Here is a 16,173-nt window from a genome sequence, read left to right as displayed (position 1 = left end):
TTGCATACCGTTTCCATCGCAGAGCAGGCTCTGTTCAAGGCGCAAAGGTATTAAATTTTGTTCTTCTTTCATGTGTACCACCGTTCAATTGGCTGTATTTCTTTACTTTTAAAGCAAAAATACCACATGGCACTGCAACAACAATTTGAAGAGGCCGTAGCCGCCAGCAAAACACTCAGCAGCAAACCGGATAACGACGTGCTGCTGCAACTCTATTCGCTGTACAAACAAGCTACGGAGGGCGATATCAACATTGAGCCCCCGGCCAATATGTTCGATTTTGTAGGCAAGGCCAAGTACGACGCCTGGAACAACCTGAAAGGCAAGGGCAAGGAAGAGGCCATGCAGCAGTATGTAGACCTGGTGAATAAATTAAAAGGATAAAAGGCGGATTGCCTAACTTTGGGGGATATGGTACCGAATTATACGATCAGCGAGAAGACACAGCATTTCCTGGAACTGGAAGAACAGCATGGCGCGCACAACTACCACCCCCTGCCGGTGGTGCTGGAGCGCGGTGAAGGCGTGTACGTATGGGATGTGGACGGGAAAAGATATTACGATTTTTTATCCGGCTACTCCGCCGTTAACCAGGGCCATTGCCACCCCGCTATTATTGCGGCGCTGGTGGAGCAGGCCGGCAAGCTCACGCTGACCTCCCGCGCGTTCCACAGCAGCCTGCTGGCGGAATATGCCGCTTACGTGACCCGTTATTTCGGTTATGACAAGGTGCTGCCCATGAACACCGGCGTGGAAGCGGTAGAAACGGCCCTGAAGCTATGCCGCCGCTGGGGTTACGTGGTAAAGGGCATCCCGGAGAACAAGGCAAAGATCATTGTTTGCGCGGACAACTTTCACGGGCGCACCCTCAACGTGGTGTCTTTCAGCACAGACCCCACCGCGCGCAAAAACTTCGGCCCCTACATGCCGGGATACGAAGTGATCCCCTTCAACAACCTGCCCGCGCTGGAAAAGGCGCTGCAAGACCCGAACGTGGCCGGCTTTATGCTGGAGCCTATACAGGGTGAAGCTGGCGTAGTGCTGCCAGACGAAGGGTATCTCTCCAAAGTACGCCAGTACTGTACCGATGCAGGCATTCTGATGATAGCGGACGAGATACAGACCGGCCTCAGCCGCACCGGCCGCCTGCTGGCGTGCGACCATGAAGCCATACGGCCCGATGTGCTGATACTGGGCAAAGCCCTTTCCGGCGGTACCGTGCCCGTATCTGCCGTGCTGGCCGATAACGACATCATGCTCACCATTCAGCCCGGCGAGCACGGCTCCACCTACGGCGGCAACCCGCTGGCCTGCAAGGTGGCCATGGCCGCGCTCGAAGTGCTGCGCAACGAGCGCATGGCGGACAACGCTGAAAAGATGGGCCATTTGCTGCGGGAAGGCATTAAAAACATACAGTCTCCCTTTATCAATATAGTAAGAGGCAAAGGCCTGCTGAACGCTATTGTAATAGACCACCCGCATAAAGATGCGGCCTGGGAACTGTGCCTGGCGCTGAAAGAGAACGGCCTGCTGGCCAAACCCACGCATGGCGACAAGATCCGGTTTGCCCCCCCGCTGACCATCAACGCGGCGCAGATCACGGAATGCGTAGAGATCATCCGCCACAGTTTACAGGCATTAAACCACTGATACGCATGAGCACAAGCACCAAAGCCATCAGAAGCTCCGGCTGGAGAACAGACCTGTTGATCGGTTTCCCTGACGGGCTGCTGCTGCTGCTGTTCACCACGCAGATACTCTATGCCAAAAGCCTGCCGGTAGACTCGTTCTATATCATTCACCTGCTCATACTGGGCGTTGGCACCCTGCTGATGACCATTGCCGTGTTCCGCGCCAACCGGGGAGACGATGATGACGGTAAAATGTCTCCCGAAGAACGGGCCAAACTACAGGGCCTGGATATTTCCCGCCCAACCATAGAACACATTGCGGAAGAAATGGAACGAGACCAGCAGATATGGGAAAAAACGCTGGAAGAAGAACACGTAGAGCTGAAAACCTTCGGCCTGGGCCATGCCATTAAAAGCGCGCTGATCACCGGCCTGTTTTTCCTGCTGGGCGGCGCCATTGCCTTCATCCCCTACCTGGCCAGCGAAGATTTCCCGTTTGCCGCCAGGGTAAGCCTGAGCATCAGCCTCATTGCGCTGCTGCTTTTTTCCTACCTCAAATCACGCATCACCGGCCAGCGCCCCATGCGCCTGTCTATGCGCTACCTGGTAACGGGCGGACTGGTGATACTGGCCTCCTACCTGATAGGCATGGCTATCTAGCGGATTAGCAGCATTGGCCCTTATCCAGTCCGACGGTTATTTAGTGAACTGCCGGCGGTGCGCCAGCACGCAGACAAAAGCCGCCAAAGCGCCGAGCAGGGAAAGATACAACCCTATTTTCTGATCAGGACAAATACCCATTTCGCAACGGGAGTAGATCAGCATGTTCCTGAAAGCCCACGCCGCCAGAAAGGCGGACGTAAAGAGATTGACGCGGGGCGCCCAAGCCTTCGGGATCAAAAAAAGCACCAACACCATTACCGCAACCGCTATGCTCAGCTTGCCCGGCTCGCCAAAAGAAGAGCCTTCGCTCTGCAACCCGGTGAACACCAGCGCCTGGCCGTTAACCGGCACGCTGATCCACGGAAGAAAAGCACTGATAATAACAAGTACGGCCGCAATGGCGCCTATGATGCTCGTTTTGGTCATGGGATGGAATTGAACGGCAAAGTAAGGGAGAATTTGCGGGAAAGAGAAATAGTTTGCCGTATAACATCACCGCTGCCAGCAATAGAAAATACAAGCCCTTTTTCTGTTACAAAGTAAGAGCAGTCCCGATTTCTGCTTTTCAAAACGTTATTTTTAGATAACTTCCATCCTTGCAGGCTCTCCTCTTCGTCAATATCTAACTCCAATCTAGTTGCTCTTGGAAAATTGCTAACGCCAATCGTTGGCATTTTAGAATCTATTGAATCCCCCTTGCCGCCCTGCCCCGCCAAATGCCTTACATTCAATAAAAAACATGTTATGGCAACGCAAACAAGTTTGTTAAAATTCACCGGGAAGGTGGGGAACCTCATCGGCTACCGGGTGGGCAAAAAGTACTACCTGCGCAGCGCGCCGGAGCAAGTACGGCAAAGCCCGCACAGCAAGGTGAGCAGCCGCCACTTCGGCAAGGCCAGCCGCCTGGGGGCTACCGTGCGCCACGCCCTGCACGGCCTCTTGTACGTAAAGCAGGAAATGACGCTGATCAATAGGCTGAACAAAAGCCTGCTGCACGTATTGCGGCAAGATGACCTGCACCGGCAGAAACGTTTTATACCGCGGTACTTCCGTGACCTGGAGCGTTTCTGTTTCACTACGCATGCAGACCTTTCCAGGGTATTGCCCGTACAGGCCGCCGCTGTGCGAAATGCGGACGGCAGCATTGTGGTAACCGTTCCCGCCATCCGGCAGCATTTGTGCAACCCCAGGGCCACGCATGTGGGCTTCAGGGCGGTGGCCGTATGCCTGGAGCGCGGTTTTGCCACGGCAAAGGCCGCCGCGTCTGACATGGTGATGCTGAAGGCGGACGAGCCTTCCGCGGCGTTTTCGCTGACGGTGCCGGCTGACGGCAACACGGTCACCTGCGTGATACTGGAGGTGACCTGCTGGCAGGTGGAACATGGCCGCCCGTACCTGCTGGCCAACCGGAAGTTTATGGCGGCGCAGATCATTGCCGTGCTGCAGCCGGAGGTGGCGGTGGTGGTGCGGGAGGAACCTGTTCCGTATGGTACGCAGCGGCAGCCGCGGGTGCAGCCGCCGGTTGTGCCGGGTCTGGTGATCCATCATCCGCAACGGGAATAGCGTACGCAACGCCTGGAGGGCCGAAATCGGTCATTCATCACCCGCAACGGGAATAGCGTACGCAACGCCTGGAGGGCCGAAATCGGTGATCCATCATCCGCAACAGGAATAACCTCCGCTTCGCAGATCTTTTTATACCCTTTACCGCCTCCCCAGCCCCGCTGAACGCCCCCTCATGCCCCAGCCTCACTTTTTCTTCCTTAAAACGCCCTGAAAACACTGTTCCCCGCTGCTTTTTGCCTTGCGCGTGATATCCTGAACGTATTTCCGCGCTCTTTTTTTGCCGGTGTTAGCTCAAAACGGCATCGCCAGATCATCCCTACACCATTTGCAGGGCATTTCCGCATCAAGTCCACCTACCGTTCGCTTTCCCTTCGCTAACCCTTCGGTATTCCCTTTATGTTGACTCGGTGATGCCGGCGTCTAACCTAGGTACGATAGGCCTCACTTATAGGTCTGCCTATGTTTCAACTGCCAGTTTCAGATGCCCCATATTATCAAACTTTGAAGGGTCAGCTTTATAGGCTCCCAGCTTTTTTGTATGAATGGCAATTTGCTTTTCAAGTGAACTGATTGGACAGGCCGTGCGCAACGAGACCGCTTTTCCGCTCCTTGCATAAAGGACACGCTGCTGCTGTACAGGAAAATCCTTTGCATCTATCCCTGCATAAAAAATACGCCCTGGATCACCAGAGCGCATTATCAATGATTCTTAGGATTCATTCGTGTATGCCGCACACGCACGATACGGATTTCTCTGCCTGTATAACGGTATGATACCCGCAAACGATGTAATTCAAAAGCCCGGAAGCTACCATCATTATTTAATTTGTATTTATCCGGGGCACATTGTTCTGGATGCGTTAACAAACTATCGATTTTCTCCAAAAGTCCCGGCTTACCTTCGCTGCATTAGCAGGTGAGTCTTTTTCAATATGGTTGATCAGGGTTGCAAACTCGCTTAGCGCATGGCGACTCCATTTGATATGTAATGCCATGTCTATCGTTTTATACCATAACGTTTCATTACTTCTTCGTGACTTACAAAATCTCCCCCCTTTATCGCTGCGTCCCCATCCTCTAATTCTCGGTTATAATCTTCCAGCGTTTGCGGCAATACTTGCTCTTTACGCCCCTTTAAAAACGTTTTCAGCATCTGGATCACGGACTTCTTTTCCGCTTCACTAAGACGCATAAAATAATCATGCATCTCCTGGTCTAAAGCCTTGCCCATATAATTCATTTTCTACAAATTTAAGATTTATTGTTACCTAATGGATGATTATACCATTCATTACAGGAAGCAGTGAACAATACACTCATAAATAAACTACCAAAACAAATAAAATGGATTTTCTTTTGCATACAGACAGATAATATAAATATCATACTACCGTCCGAAGACATTTCCCCAAATCATTCCTCACTCCTTCTTCACCAATTTCCTGGACATCGCCTGCTCTATCAGCAACCCTGAAAAGAAACCGAATATGCTGGACACGATGAACATGATCACTTCCTCAAAAATAGCGTTGGAGGTGTCGGTAAAATTAAAAAGTATCCCGCTGTCGTCCGCATGCATTTCAAAGTCATAATTCAGGAGGTTACGGAACGGCAAAACTCTTTCCGGAGAAGGAATAGATGAATTTAACACAACATCTACCGGCGTATTCAAAGCAATGGCCACTGTTTTATTCTTGGCTCCCTTGCCCGGCATGGGGAGGTAGAACAATGCCAGCGATTTGCTGGTAAAGCTATGGTGGATGATGGACTTTGTGAGGTCAAAGGTAAGCCGGGTATTGTAGGCTTCCGCTCCAAATGCTTGCTGCAGCACTTTGGTCAATGTTGCGCGGTTTATATTTAACTGAACAGTACCAACGTCGTATTCTTTAAAAAGATAGTCTTCTGACGGCTGCAACACCTGCGGCTTCCCCGCATTTTCAAGATGCACGTTCTTTGTACCCATGGGGAAGGTCACATTCAGTACCTGCCAGGCCGAGTCGCGCAATGGCGCCAGGTCAATAGCCACTTTTACCTTGAAGTTCTTTTCCACTGTAACATACAGCGGAAGCGGCTGATCTATCTGGTGAACAATAGTCAGAACGGGCAGGTATTCAGGCTTCCCTCCCGGTGACCTGAACCACCATATGATCAGGGGGCCCAGCAAGGTAAAGGCGATAATGACCGCCCATTTTCTGACCTGGGGCAAACGGGCGGCCAGTTGCTTGATCAATGATCTTTTTTTCATATTGGGGTTGTATAAGGATCATAAAGCTACAGATCTTTCCTGTCCCCTCACTTCGCCCCCGCCTCACAATACTGATTCATAAACCGCTTGTACATCGCCGCCAGGTGCGCAGAGGTTCCCTCCCCTTCGTTGATGCTATGCGTGCGGTTGGGGTAAGGCATGAACTGGAACACCTTTTTATGTTTAATCAGCTCGTTCACCAGCATCTCCGCGTTCTGGTAATGCACATTGTCATCTCCCGTGCCATGCACGTACAGCAAGTTGCCCTGCAGGTTTTTGGCGTATGTGAGCGGGGAGCCTTTCACAAAGTCTTCCCGGTTTTCCTGGGGGAGGCCCATGTAACGTTCCTGGTAAATATTGTCGTACGTGAGCTGGTTGGTAACGGCGGCAATGGCTACGCCGGTTTTATAGATCTCCGGGTACTGGAACATGAGGTTGAGCGTCATGGAGCCGCCGCCGCTCCAGCCCCATACCGCTACCCTCTCCGCGTCTATGAAAGACCATTTGAGTATCTCTTTGGCGGCCATGGCCTGGTCATGCGCGTTGAGGATGCCTACCTTGCGGTAAATGCTCTTGCGCCAGGTGCGGCCTTTGGGCGCGGGCGTGCCGCGGTTGTCTAGCGAGATGCAGATGTAGCCGTCTTGCGTGGCGTTGCCGTACAGGAAGTTGATGCCGGCGCCGTAGGTGTCTGTTACGGTGCAGGAGGCGGGCTCTCCGTATACGTAAAAAAGCACGGGGTATTTTTTGGTGGAATCGAAGTTCTCCGGCCGCGCCATCCAGCCGTCCATGGTAACGCCGTCTGCCGTGGTCACCTGGAAAAAGGTGGTCCTGCTTTGGGCGAGGGCCGGCATGGTAACGGCGTTGGTGGCGGTGTTCTTATGGTCCGGCAGGGTCACAAATTCGTTCATGGGTTTTACCACATGGCTCTGGTACAGGTGCAGGGCGTAGTTGCCCGCGGGCGATATGTTGTAGCTGTGCGTGCCGGGCTGGCTTTCCGGCGTGATGCGTACGGCTTTGCCGCCGGCCAGCGGTACTTCGTAGAGGTATTGCTGCGTGGCGTTGTGCGGCGAGGCCAGCAGGTATATCTTGCCGTTCTGCTCGTCTATGCGCACAATGCGTATCACGTCGTAATTGCCGGGGGTGAGCAGCTTTTCTTCCTTGCCGTTGCCGGACACGCGGTAAAGGTGGCGCCAGCCGTCTTTTTCGCTGACCCATATAAAAGCGCGGCCCTGTTCCACCCAGTCCCAGCCTTTGATCTCGTCATCGTCCCAGCGTGATTTCACGTCTACCCACGCATCGTCCTGCTCGGTGTAAATGGTGCGTACCTGCCCGCCGGCGGCTTCGGCCAGCATGAGGCGGGAGGTGTTCTGTTTCCGGTTGAGCTGCTGCAGGATCAGTTCCTGCTTGCCGGGCACCCATTCCATACGGGGAATATAATGCTGCTGCGGGTCTCCGGGTACCTGCAGCCAGGTGGTTTTGCGGGTTTGCAGGTTGACTACGCCCACTTTGCAGGCGGACGGGCTTTCCCCGGCTTTGGGGTACTCTACGGGAATGGTGTATGAATAGATAGAGTCTGTATTGTCTATCATGAGGAAGTCCCGGATCTTGCGGGCGTCTATCTGCCAGTAGGCAATGCTTTTGCCGTCCGGGCTCCAGCGGAAACCGTCGCGGCAGCCAAATTCCTCTTCATAGGCCCAGTCAAACGTGCCGTTGATGAGGCGGCGGGAGCCGTCTTGCGTCAGTTGTTCGGTTTTGCCGCTGGCCAGGTCTTCCACGTAGAGGTTATGCCCGCTCACATAAGCGGCCTTGGTACCGTCTGGCGAGAGTTTGGCAAACATCAGGGAGGCCTCCGGGAGGTTTTTGCCCAGCTGCCGCAATGTTCCGGTGCCGCGGTCCAGCAGCCAGTAATCCCCACGGGTGTGGTACCGCCATACTTTACGGGTATTGGTGAATATCAGCACTTTCCGCTCATCCGGCGAAAAGGTGAAGCCTGCCACGGCCAGCGGTGCTTTGGCGCCGGCGGGGGTCAGTGCCTGGGCGGTGATCTTGTCTGCCGGCTGCAGGTCTTTTACCCGGTAGGCGGTAATATCCTCTTCCCCCTCCTGCCAAACGGCCTCCCCGTTGCGGGTCCACTGAACGTGCTGGGCAATGGCGGAAGAAACATAAAGGGCTGTGAAACAGAGCAGGAGAAGAAAACGCTGTATTTGCATATAAAGACGGAAAATAATGGTGAATGAGTAAAATAAGGGAAATTAAACCAATCCCCGAAAAGGAAAATGTTAAGTGGCGGGGCGGCGGCAATCTGGCCCATAGTTTGATCTGTAAAGGGCGGAACGGGATTATTACAAAAGCTGAATTACGTATTTAGAGGTCTTTAAATAATTTATTCATAATAAATTTTGACAATTTATAAAAATGCGTATTTTTATGGGCGTATAGAAGTCCTATTGAAAAACTAAAAAAATGGTACAAGTATCCTATTCTTACAAAAACCGGGAGTTCTTCCATCTGGAAGATACCATCATGAACCAGATTGCTGAAAGTGGAAAACGAATGCTTTTTGCCCTCCTGGAACCTATTCACGACGTTTTGATGCATGAGAACGGCAGGATACGGATCTGCCTGGACGAGCAGCCCAACATTGAGCTGCATGGTTTCAGCGCGCCCGTGAAACGCCAGATCGAATGCACTCTGAGGGGCGAAGACCTCGAAAATTAACCGGATACACTACACCTACTGATATTGCGGCGCCCTTCCCTGCGCCGCATTTTTTTATGAACAGGCTTTCTCCAATGACCACTAAGACCCGTACCTTCAAGACCCGCGGCAGCAAAACGCCGCTGGGCAGATTCTTCCGTGTTCCCGGCCTTATCATATCTTTCCCCCTGCTGGCGGCGGGCATTGCCATGCGCCTCACCTGGCTGATGGTACTGGCCGCCGCCCTGCTGTGCTGCACCCTGGCCATCCGGCTGGTGCGCAACCGCACGGTGGTAAGCCTTGACGAAAAGGGCATCCGTTATTCCAGCCCTTTCCGGCAGCTGCAGTTTGAATGGCACGAGATACAGGCCGCCGGGGTGTATTATGTAAAAAACGGGGAGGTATTTGAAGAATATGCCGCCGGGGGCGAACTGCCGGAGCAGCACTGCCAGGGCCGCACCATTTTTGTGTCTACCCGCAGCGCCTACTCCCCCGCCCGGCACCGCCGGCTGGTGAACCGTACAGACCTGCACTTCCGCTGGAACCGGGAGGCCTGGAAGGTGATTGCGGCCCGGTGCGATGCGGCCACGTTGCAGCCGGGGCCACACGCGGGTGGAGAACAGCAGCCCGGACAGGGATAAAACGCTTCTCTCACAGCCAACAGGAACGGTGTGCCCGCATTATGGCAGCACCACTTTCGCTCCAAAAACAGCCAGCAGGAACGGTGTGCCCGCATCATGGCAGCACCGCTTTCACTCCAAAAAAAAGCCCGGCGGCAGGGCCACCGGGACTTCATTGCATCAAGTAAATATGTACTAGCGGTTGCTGTTGATCTTGGACAGCAGGCGCAGAATTTCGAGGTAGAGCCATATCAGCGTTACCAGCAGGGCAAAAGAAGCGTACCACTCAAAGTATTTGGGCGCGCCTTGCGTAATGCCGTTCTCGATCATGTCAAAATCAATGATCAGCATCAGCGCGGCAATGGCGGTTACCACCACGGAAAAGCCGATGCCTATGAGGCTGCCTTCGTGCAGGAAGGGAATGCTGATATTGAAGAAGCCCAGTACAAAGGCGATCAGGTAAAAGATGGCAATACCCGCCACCGCGGCAAACATCACGGATTTGAACCTTTCAGTAGCGCGGATGATGCGGGCGCGGTATAGTACCAGCATGCCAATGAAAGTGGCAATGGTGAGGCCCACGGCCTGCAGCACAATACCATCCCAACGGCTGGCGTAATAAGCGGAAATAGCACCCAGCAAAAGGCCTTTTGCCAGGGCGTAGGCGGGCGCCAGGTAAGCGGCCCATTCTTTTTTGAAGGAAATAACCAGCGCCAGCACCAGGCCGCCAATTGCACCACCTATCATGTAGGGCATCACGTTCTCGCCTCTTGCAAAAGCGCCCCAGGAATATACCGCGGAGGCCAGTACCAATGCCAGCAGGAACGCCATTTTACCAACAGTTCCATTCAGCGTCATGGCCTCACTGTATTGCATGCGGGACGCTTCCTGGAATGTTTTTTCACTCAGTACAGGGTTTTTCGATTCAATTAATGCCATATTTCGTTCTGTTTTGTTGATTCTTTCAAATATACATTATTTTCCCCAAAGGGCCGTCTATTCATCCTTTCCGCCCTTTTCGCCTGTAAACCAGTGCTCTTTTTCGCGGAACAATACGTTGAAGGTAGTGAGGGAGCCGTAGATGCGGGTGATGTACTGCTGCATGTTCACCTTGTCTTCGTCACTCAGCAGCTTGTGGGCGTTGATCTGCTGCTCCAGCACCCGGAGGCGGTCACGCACCATTACTATTTTATGGAAAAAAACTTCTACCGGCACTTCCTTGGCCTTGAGGGAAGGGTCTTTGGGCTGCATCAACAGGGTACCGCCCGCCCAGCGCTCTCCCAGGGGCACTACTTCGGTAATGCCGCCCCAGAGGCGCAGTATTTTCAGCAGGGAGGTTTCCACGGCAGACACGGTCTCTACTTCCACCGTTTCGTTCTCCGCGTACAAAATCTCAAAGAGGGGATCTGTTTTATCTACTTCCACCACGCCCTGGTTAATAAAAGTGATCACATACTGGGCGTACTTTACGCCAATGATTACGCCCGGGCCGTAACGCGCGTGCTGCACACGGGAGCCTACGCCTGCTGTCAGTTCTTCCATGTTTTTTTTGGGCGGTAATATAATACAAGATGTTGAGATCAGGCATCGTTTTCAGCGGCATTTACCTCGCGCCCTGAAAAAGAGAGGATGGTGTTGATCAGCATACGGCGCATGCGGCGCTCGGTTTCCTTGTCTGGCCGGGGTATGAGGAACTGCACCTTGTAGTGCACCAGGTCTTTTTTGATCTCGAGTATTTTAAGGGAAAAGCTGTTCTCCGTGATGTTGCCGGCAAAGGGGCGCAACACGCTTTTCAGCTCCTGCTCCAGCTGGTCAGGGGAAGACTGGTACTTAAGGTCCAGCTCAAACTCTATGGTCAGCTTCTTGATGTTCTGCTTGCTCTGGTTCAGCACCATGGTGGAGAAGATCACGGAGTTGGGTATCAGCACAATATCATCATCATCGTTCTGCAGCACCACGTTAACCAGCGTAATGTCCAGCACCTTGCCGCGGTACTCTCCCACCCTGATCTGGTCACCCAGGGAAAGCTGGTCTGAGAACATGATGATGAGGCCGTTGATCATGTTGGCGATGTATTCTTTGGACAGCAGGGCAAAGGCCGCCGCGGCAATGCTGAGGCTGAAAAAGAGGTCTTTGATGTTGGCGCCGAAGAGCGTGAGCAGGGCCACCAGGAACATCACCGTGTTCAGCACGGAAGAGATACGGTTGATGCCCAGCACAAAATTATCCCGCGTGAGGCGCTGCAGCCGGTGTTTGCTGAGGTACCAGGAGATCATCACGATCCAGCCGATGGAAATAAGCAGGTTGGCCCCCAGGAAGAGAGACAGCGCGTTGGTGGCGCGGCCCAGCCATTTGTACTTTTCGAACCAGTCATGACTTGAAAAGTTGAACATCAATACGGCCAGGTACACCACCAGTTTGACCACAAACACCAGTATTTCCTTCCGGAACTTCTTTTTATTGTATGTAGCCTGATCTATTACCATGGGTTTTCGCGTTTTAGCCTTTCGCGCAAAAATAGGCAATTATGGGGCATGTAAAAACAGGATGCCGGAAAAGTACCGGGCATCCTGTTTTTTACCAGATATGGCGCTGCCACGGTGGCGCCTGCCGTGTGCCCTCCATACACCGGCCCCGGCAGTTAACCGGGAACCGTTGGCCAACATAACGCCGTAAACGCCCGGTCTATTTAATATGCAGGTCCATTGCGCCGGATACCTCCGTGGAGATCTCGCCCAGCATGCGGTTGGGATTGTCCGGGTCGGCGCCGGGGTCTCCGTTGCTGTTCTGCCCGGTGTATACCTTCACAAAATCGATGTAGGCCAGGGTTACCCGTTTCCCTTCCCCGTCTACCGCCCAGTCCAGGTCAAACTTGTTATACCCGCGGCCTGCTTCCTCCCGCGCCTGCAGGAAGATGGCGGAACCATTGTCCGCATACCCCCATTCCATCGGTTTGTTGGTAATGAGGCCAATGCCGTAAACAGGGTCATAGGCCTGCATCAGGGTATTGACGAGCAGGGTGCCTTCAAACACCAGCGAGTCCTGGTTGGCGGCCCAGGCGGGGTAATAGGACTGGTTGTGGAACATATTGCGGAGCACATAGCCGGTTTGGCCCTGGTTGTCCGTCCAGCGCACATCATCTGTCAGGTTCTTCGGGTTATGATAAACGATGCGGTATTTTTTGACGGTTGCTGCCTTGGGGTATTCGCTGCCCGCCAGCTCGTACCAGGCGTCATCATCCGGCAGGCCGTTGCCGTTGAGGTCTTGCATCACCATTACGATGCCCGGTTCTGACCATTCCTGGTCTTTGTTCACCAGCGGGTTGCCGTAAATGCCGAGGTCGTGGCCGGCCTTGTTCTCAATGGAATGGTCAAAGCCGAATACCACATTGCCGCCGTAACCGCCCAGGGACAGCAAGGCGCTGTTCCCGCCCACCAGCGCCTGCGCGCCCGCCGGGGTGCCGGTGCCGCCGCTGTTCACGAACTGGCCCGGCGCGGGCAGGTAGTCAAATACTTTGGCAATGAATGGTTTGCTGGTGTCTGTGGCCGGACGGAAATAGTCCGGCTGCGGAGCGGGGCCGTCTTTTTTGGAGCAGGCATACAACCCTGTTGCCAGGGCAAGGGCCAGCATGCGCTGCTGCATGGTACGTGTTGTCATATCTTAATTGTTTTTCAGAAATACAAAATGGGCAGGTATGTCCCCGGTCAAAACAGACCATTTGCGTGTACCTGTTTTATCATAGCAATGCAGGGTACCGGGCGTTACATAGTCTTTCGCGTCGGTCACATATACATCGTCCGTATCAGGGTCTACGGCAATGCCGTAGGGTATCTTGATCTGCTTTTCCGTGCCGTCCGCAATAAAATTCCGGTCCAGCTTCGTTTCGTCCTTCACATTCAGCAAGGTATAGCTGATGGTATTGCTGCCGGTGAGGTAGCTCCACTCCACGCTGTAGATGTAAGCCAGGTCTTTGTGAATGAAGAGGTTGCTGGCCGCTATGTTCAGCGTTTGTTTCACCACGTCCGTTCGGGTGTCAATTACGTATATGCGTGACGGTATGGTGTAATAATCCCCGCGGGAGGTCACGTACAGGTCGCCATACGCGTCCAGCGCCATGCGGTGCAGGTTGATGCCGGCCTCTATGCGTTTGATCTCCTGCTCCGTACGCAGGTCAATGACAGAAACGGTTTTTTCATAGTTCGGTGGACTGTACCCGCCTGAATTGGCTACATACAGCTTGTCTCCCGCCACCACCAGCTGTTCCGGGTTGCGCCCCGTTCTTATCCGGTTCACAATATCCAGCGTTGCCGTATCCACTACGGCCACAAAACCATCGTTAGAGGTGATGTAGGCTTTATTTTTATAGAAGTCCACATAGCGGCACTGGTTCACGTTCAGCTGTTTGATGCGGCGGCAGGTAGCGGCGTCTACCACTTCTACCTTGTTGGAGTTGTTGACCACGATGTACATTAGCGAGCCGTAAATGGCTATATAGTTCCCTACATCTCCCAGCCCCTTTGTTACTTCCGGGTTATAGGCGGTAAACACGCGGCGGTTGTAGCGGCCGGTCTGCAGGTCGAGGTAATCCAGCGAGGCCTTGTTCATGTTCATATTCCCTTCGTTCAGCAGGTACAGGCCGGCAGTGGCGGCTCCCGGCGGGGCGGCGCGCTGAAAGCCGGGTATCATTTCCGCTTCCACCCGGGGAATCACAATGCCTTTTCTGCAGGCGGCCAACAGGCACATCGCTATCAATACTCTGTACATCATATCAAAAACTGTAGTTGAACGAAAAACGGTAGTTCCTTCCCGGCATGGGGAAGTTGAGTACCACATCGTAATACTGGTTGAGCAGGTTATTCACTTCAGCAGAAACGCCGAACGCCTTGTATTTGTAGTGCAGGGATACATCGCTGGTATACCAGGGTTCTATATAATTCACGGGAATGTTGGTTTTCTGCGAGTACCGCTCTCCAGTGTAAATAAAACTGTAATGCAGGTCCCAGCTCCTGTACGTAATGCCCGTGGTGAAAGAGCCGCTATGCCAGGGCGTGTAAGGGATCTGGTGGCCGTAGTTGTAACCGTTGGGTGTCAGGTCTTGCGCCTGCTGCCAGGTATAGTTGATACCGAAATTCCAGTAAACAGCCGTAAAGAGCTGCCAGCCAGCGCGGATGTTGGCGTCTATACCGTGAACGCCTACACGGTCCAGGTTCATCATCGTCCACCGGAAGAGATTGGCCGCCGGTACGGCCACAATTTTATCTTTCACGGCATTGTAATAGGCATCTGCCTGAGCGGCAACATATGCCAGCGGGCCAGCGAAGTTTTTGCTGTAACTGAGGCCGATATTATACTGGTGCGTGTACTCCGGCCGCAGGTTGGTATTGCCGATGAAAGTGTAGTACAGGTCATTAAAAGTAGGCATGCGGAAGATGTTCTTGTAGAACGCCCGCAGCCGGAAGTTTTCCCGGGCAAAGGGCTGCCAGGAGGCAGACACGGAAGGCGTCAGTTCCCGTTTGCTGCCGGCGCCGGTGAAGAACTTTACCGTTTCATCCACCATGGTGCCCAGGGCGCTGGCCTGCAGCTCAAGGCGGGAAAAGTGGATGCGGGTGGCCAGCGCGGCCAGGCCGGTATACCGGGTAGGGTACGCAAAGCGGTAGATGTTGGCATCCAGGGTATTGAGGACCACGTCTGCACTCAGCACGGCCTCCCACCAGGGTTTGAGATGGTACTGGTGCGCCAGCGAAAGGTATCCCTCCTGCTGGGTGTAGCGGTTGTCCAGGAAGCCCGCTTCGTTGTTGTACTCCGGGTCCTGGTAACGGGTGAAGAGATGGGTGTACTTGGCGCGCAGGGCAAGGGAATAGCGGGAGGAGAAACGTTTGTTCCAGGAGGTTTGCAGGAACATGTCCCGGTCTTGCAAACGCTGGCTGTACTCGAAGTGATTGGCTACAATAGCGCCGGGCAGGCCCCGGGCGGAGCGGTAGGCATAGGCTTTCACCGCCCACTGGCTGCTGTCCTTAAAGCGGCCATGGAGCGCTGCTTCCAGCCGCCAGGCCTGTACATCGGCATTCTTGCGGGTAGCGGTGGTATCATATACGCCATTGGTATAACGGTACCTGTAGCGGCCGTGCGCATGCGTCAGCTCACCGCTTACGCTGGCGCTTACGCGTTCGGAAATTTTTTGCTGCCATAAAATGGCGGGGTTGATCAAACCGAAAGAACCTGTTTTGACGCTTACCTTGCCATGCGTACGCTCCCCTTCCGCAAAGCGGGGGCGGCGGCTTTCTATGTAGAGCGAGCTGGCGGACGCAAAGCCCCGGGCCGGCTGAAAGATATTGTTGTGCTGGCCGCTGTAGAGGCTGAGGGTGTCTATATTGTCCAGCGAGAACTTGCCCAGGTCTACCTGCCCGTTCTGCGCGTTGCCCAGCTGCAGCCCGTCGTAAAACACGGCGGTGTGATGAGTGCCCATGCTGCGCACGTTGATGGTTTTAAGGCCGCCGATGCCGCCATAGTCTTTCAGCTGCACGCCGGAGAAAAAGCGCAGCGCATCGGCCACGGAGAGGCTGTTCAGCTTTTGCAGCTCCTCTCCCGCCAGCACCTGCACGGGGTGTGAAGTATTGATGACCAGCGGGGCCTTCATTGAAATGACCGTTACTTCCCGCAGGGTGTCCCCGTTGTTCTTGTGCTGCGCCGCGGCGCTGCCTGCAAGCAGCAGGCAGGCCGTCAGGCAGCGGTTGAGTTTGTTCAGCGGCAT

The 16,173-nt window shown here is 53.9% G+C and carries 19 protein-coding genes; 6 read left to right on the top strand and 13 right to left on the bottom strand.

Annotated elements, in window-relative coordinates:
• Positions 1 to 126 precede the first annotated feature (126 nt).
• The 3 genes from D3A97_RS22180 to D3A97_RS22170 are packed head-to-tail and all read left to right on the top strand — an operon-like array spanning position 127 to position 2,291.
• The gene (locus D3A97_RS22180) at positions 127 to 384 is read left to right on the top strand and encodes an acyl-CoA-binding protein (protein ID WP_119080762.1); all 258 of its coding nucleotides are present in this window, start codon (positions 127 to 129) and stop codon (positions 382 to 384) included.
• A gap of 27 nt (positions 385 to 411) precedes the next feature.
• Entirely contained in the window at positions 412 to 1,650 is a 1,239-nt protein-coding gene (rocD, locus tag D3A97_RS22175; RefSeq protein ID WP_119080761.1) for an ornithine--oxo-acid transaminase, read from the top strand.
• A 5-nt stretch (positions 1,651 to 1,655) separates the two neighbouring features.
• Positions 1,656 to 2,291, top strand: coding sequence for a VIT1/CCC1 transporter family protein (locus D3A97_RS22170; RefSeq protein ID WP_157986694.1), 636 nt, complete (start codon positions 1,656 to 1,658; stop codon positions 2,289 to 2,291).
• 36 nt (positions 2,292 to 2,327) lie between these two features.
• Here D3A97_RS22170 and D3A97_RS22165 read toward each other — a convergent pair whose 3' ends face one another.
• Positions 2,328 to 2,720 carry a hypothetical protein gene (locus tag D3A97_RS22165; RefSeq protein WP_119080759.1) on the bottom strand — a complete coding sequence of 131 codons (393 nt, stop codon included), beginning with the start codon at positions 2,718 to 2,720 and terminating at the stop codon, positions 2,328 to 2,330.
• Positions 2,717 to 3,025 (bottom strand): hypothetical protein, encoded by a 309-nt coding sequence (locus D3A97_RS24940; protein WP_157986693.1) that lies wholly within the window; start codon positions 3,023 to 3,025, stop codon positions 2,717 to 2,719. The genes D3A97_RS22165 and D3A97_RS24940 overlap by 4 nt, the downstream gene beginning before the upstream one ends.
• A 13-nt stretch (positions 3,026 to 3,038) precedes the next feature.
• Between D3A97_RS24940 and D3A97_RS22160 the strand changes: the two genes are divergently transcribed.
• A complete protein-coding gene (locus D3A97_RS22160; RefSeq protein WP_157986692.1) occupies positions 3,039 to 3,857 on the top strand; it encodes a hypothetical protein in 819 nt (272 codons plus the stop codon).
• Between the two features lie 460 nt (positions 3,858 to 4,317).
• Here D3A97_RS22160 and D3A97_RS22155 read toward each other — a convergent pair whose 3' ends face one another.
• The 5 genes from D3A97_RS22155 to D3A97_RS22135 all read right to left on the bottom strand — a co-directional run bounded on the left by D3A97_RS22155 (position 4,318) and on the right by D3A97_RS22135 (position 8,315).
• On the bottom strand, positions 4,318 to 4,557 hold the full coding sequence (locus tag D3A97_RS22155) for a hypothetical protein (RefSeq protein WP_119080757.1): 240 nt from the start codon (positions 4,555 to 4,557) through the stop codon (positions 4,318 to 4,320).
• A 2-nt stretch (positions 4,558 to 4,559) separates the two neighbouring features.
• Complete coding sequence (locus tag D3A97_RS25395; protein WP_119080756.1) at positions 4,560 to 4,745, bottom strand: type II toxin-antitoxin system RelE/ParE family toxin; 186 nt, start codon at positions 4,743 to 4,745, stop codon at positions 4,560 to 4,562.
• 112 nt (positions 4,746 to 4,857) lie between these two features.
• Positions 4,858 to 5,091, bottom strand: a complete 234-nt coding sequence (locus D3A97_RS22145; protein WP_157986691.1) for a hypothetical protein — start codon at positions 5,089 to 5,091, stop codon at positions 4,858 to 4,860.
• A 189-nt stretch (positions 5,092 to 5,280) separates the two neighbouring features.
• A complete protein-coding gene (locus D3A97_RS22140) occupies positions 5,281 to 6,105 on the bottom strand; it encodes a hypothetical protein (protein WP_119080754.1) in 825 nt (274 codons plus the stop codon).
• Between the two features lie 47 nt (positions 6,106 to 6,152).
• Positions 6,153 to 8,315: a S9 family peptidase gene (locus D3A97_RS22135; RefSeq protein WP_119080753.1), complete on the bottom strand. Its 2,163-nt coding sequence runs from the start codon at positions 8,313 to 8,315 to the stop codon at positions 6,153 to 6,155.
• A 253-nt stretch (positions 8,316 to 8,568) separates the two neighbouring features.
• Between D3A97_RS22135 and D3A97_RS22130 the strand changes: the two genes are divergently transcribed.
• Positions 8,569 to 8,823, top strand: a complete 255-nt coding sequence (locus D3A97_RS22130) for a hypothetical protein (protein ID WP_119080752.1) — start codon at positions 8,569 to 8,571, stop codon at positions 8,821 to 8,823.
• Between the two features lie 74 nt (positions 8,824 to 8,897).
• Positions 8,898 to 9,443, top strand: coding sequence for a hypothetical protein (locus tag D3A97_RS22125; RefSeq protein ID WP_119080751.1), 546 nt, complete (start codon positions 8,898 to 8,900; stop codon positions 9,441 to 9,443).
• A gap of 174 nt (positions 9,444 to 9,617) precedes the next feature.
• Here the strand turns inward: D3A97_RS22125 and D3A97_RS22120 are convergent, their stop codons facing one another.
• The 6 genes from D3A97_RS22120 to D3A97_RS22095 form a co-directional block, all read right to left on the bottom strand.
• Positions 9,618 to 10,361: a Bax inhibitor-1/YccA family protein gene (locus D3A97_RS22120; protein WP_198674132.1), complete on the bottom strand. Its 744-nt coding sequence runs from the start codon at positions 10,359 to 10,361 to the stop codon at positions 9,618 to 9,620.
• 57 nt (positions 10,362 to 10,418) lie between these two features.
• Entirely contained in the window at positions 10,419 to 10,964 is a 546-nt protein-coding gene (locus D3A97_RS22115; RefSeq protein WP_119080750.1) for a DUF8685 domain-containing protein, read from the bottom strand.
• 38 nt (positions 10,965 to 11,002) lie between these two features.
• Positions 11,003 to 11,908: a mechanosensitive ion channel family protein gene (locus D3A97_RS22110; RefSeq protein ID WP_119080749.1), complete on the bottom strand. Its 906-nt coding sequence runs from the start codon at positions 11,906 to 11,908 to the stop codon at positions 11,003 to 11,005.
• Between the two features lie 199 nt (positions 11,909 to 12,107).
• Positions 12,108 to 13,079, bottom strand: coding sequence for a PKD domain-containing protein (locus D3A97_RS22105; RefSeq protein WP_119080748.1), 972 nt, complete (start codon positions 13,077 to 13,079; stop codon positions 12,108 to 12,110).
• A 3-nt stretch (positions 13,080 to 13,082) separates the two neighbouring features.
• Positions 13,083 to 14,189 (bottom strand): YncE family protein, encoded by a 1,107-nt coding sequence (locus D3A97_RS22100; RefSeq protein WP_119080747.1) that lies wholly within the window; start codon positions 14,187 to 14,189, stop codon positions 13,083 to 13,085.
• Between the two features lies 1 nt (position 14,190).
• Positions 14,191 to 16,173: a TonB-dependent receptor plug domain-containing protein gene (locus D3A97_RS22095; protein ID WP_119080746.1), complete on the bottom strand. Its 1,983-nt coding sequence runs from the start codon at positions 16,171 to 16,173 to the stop codon at positions 14,191 to 14,193.

This window comes from Chitinophaga alhagiae, assembly GCF_003568665.1.
GTDB lineage: Bacteria > Bacteroidota > Bacteroidia > Chitinophagales > Chitinophagaceae > Chitinophaga > Chitinophaga alhagiae.
Note: the sequence above shows the minus strand (reverse complement) of the source record. Positions and strands in the feature narration are given on the sequence as shown.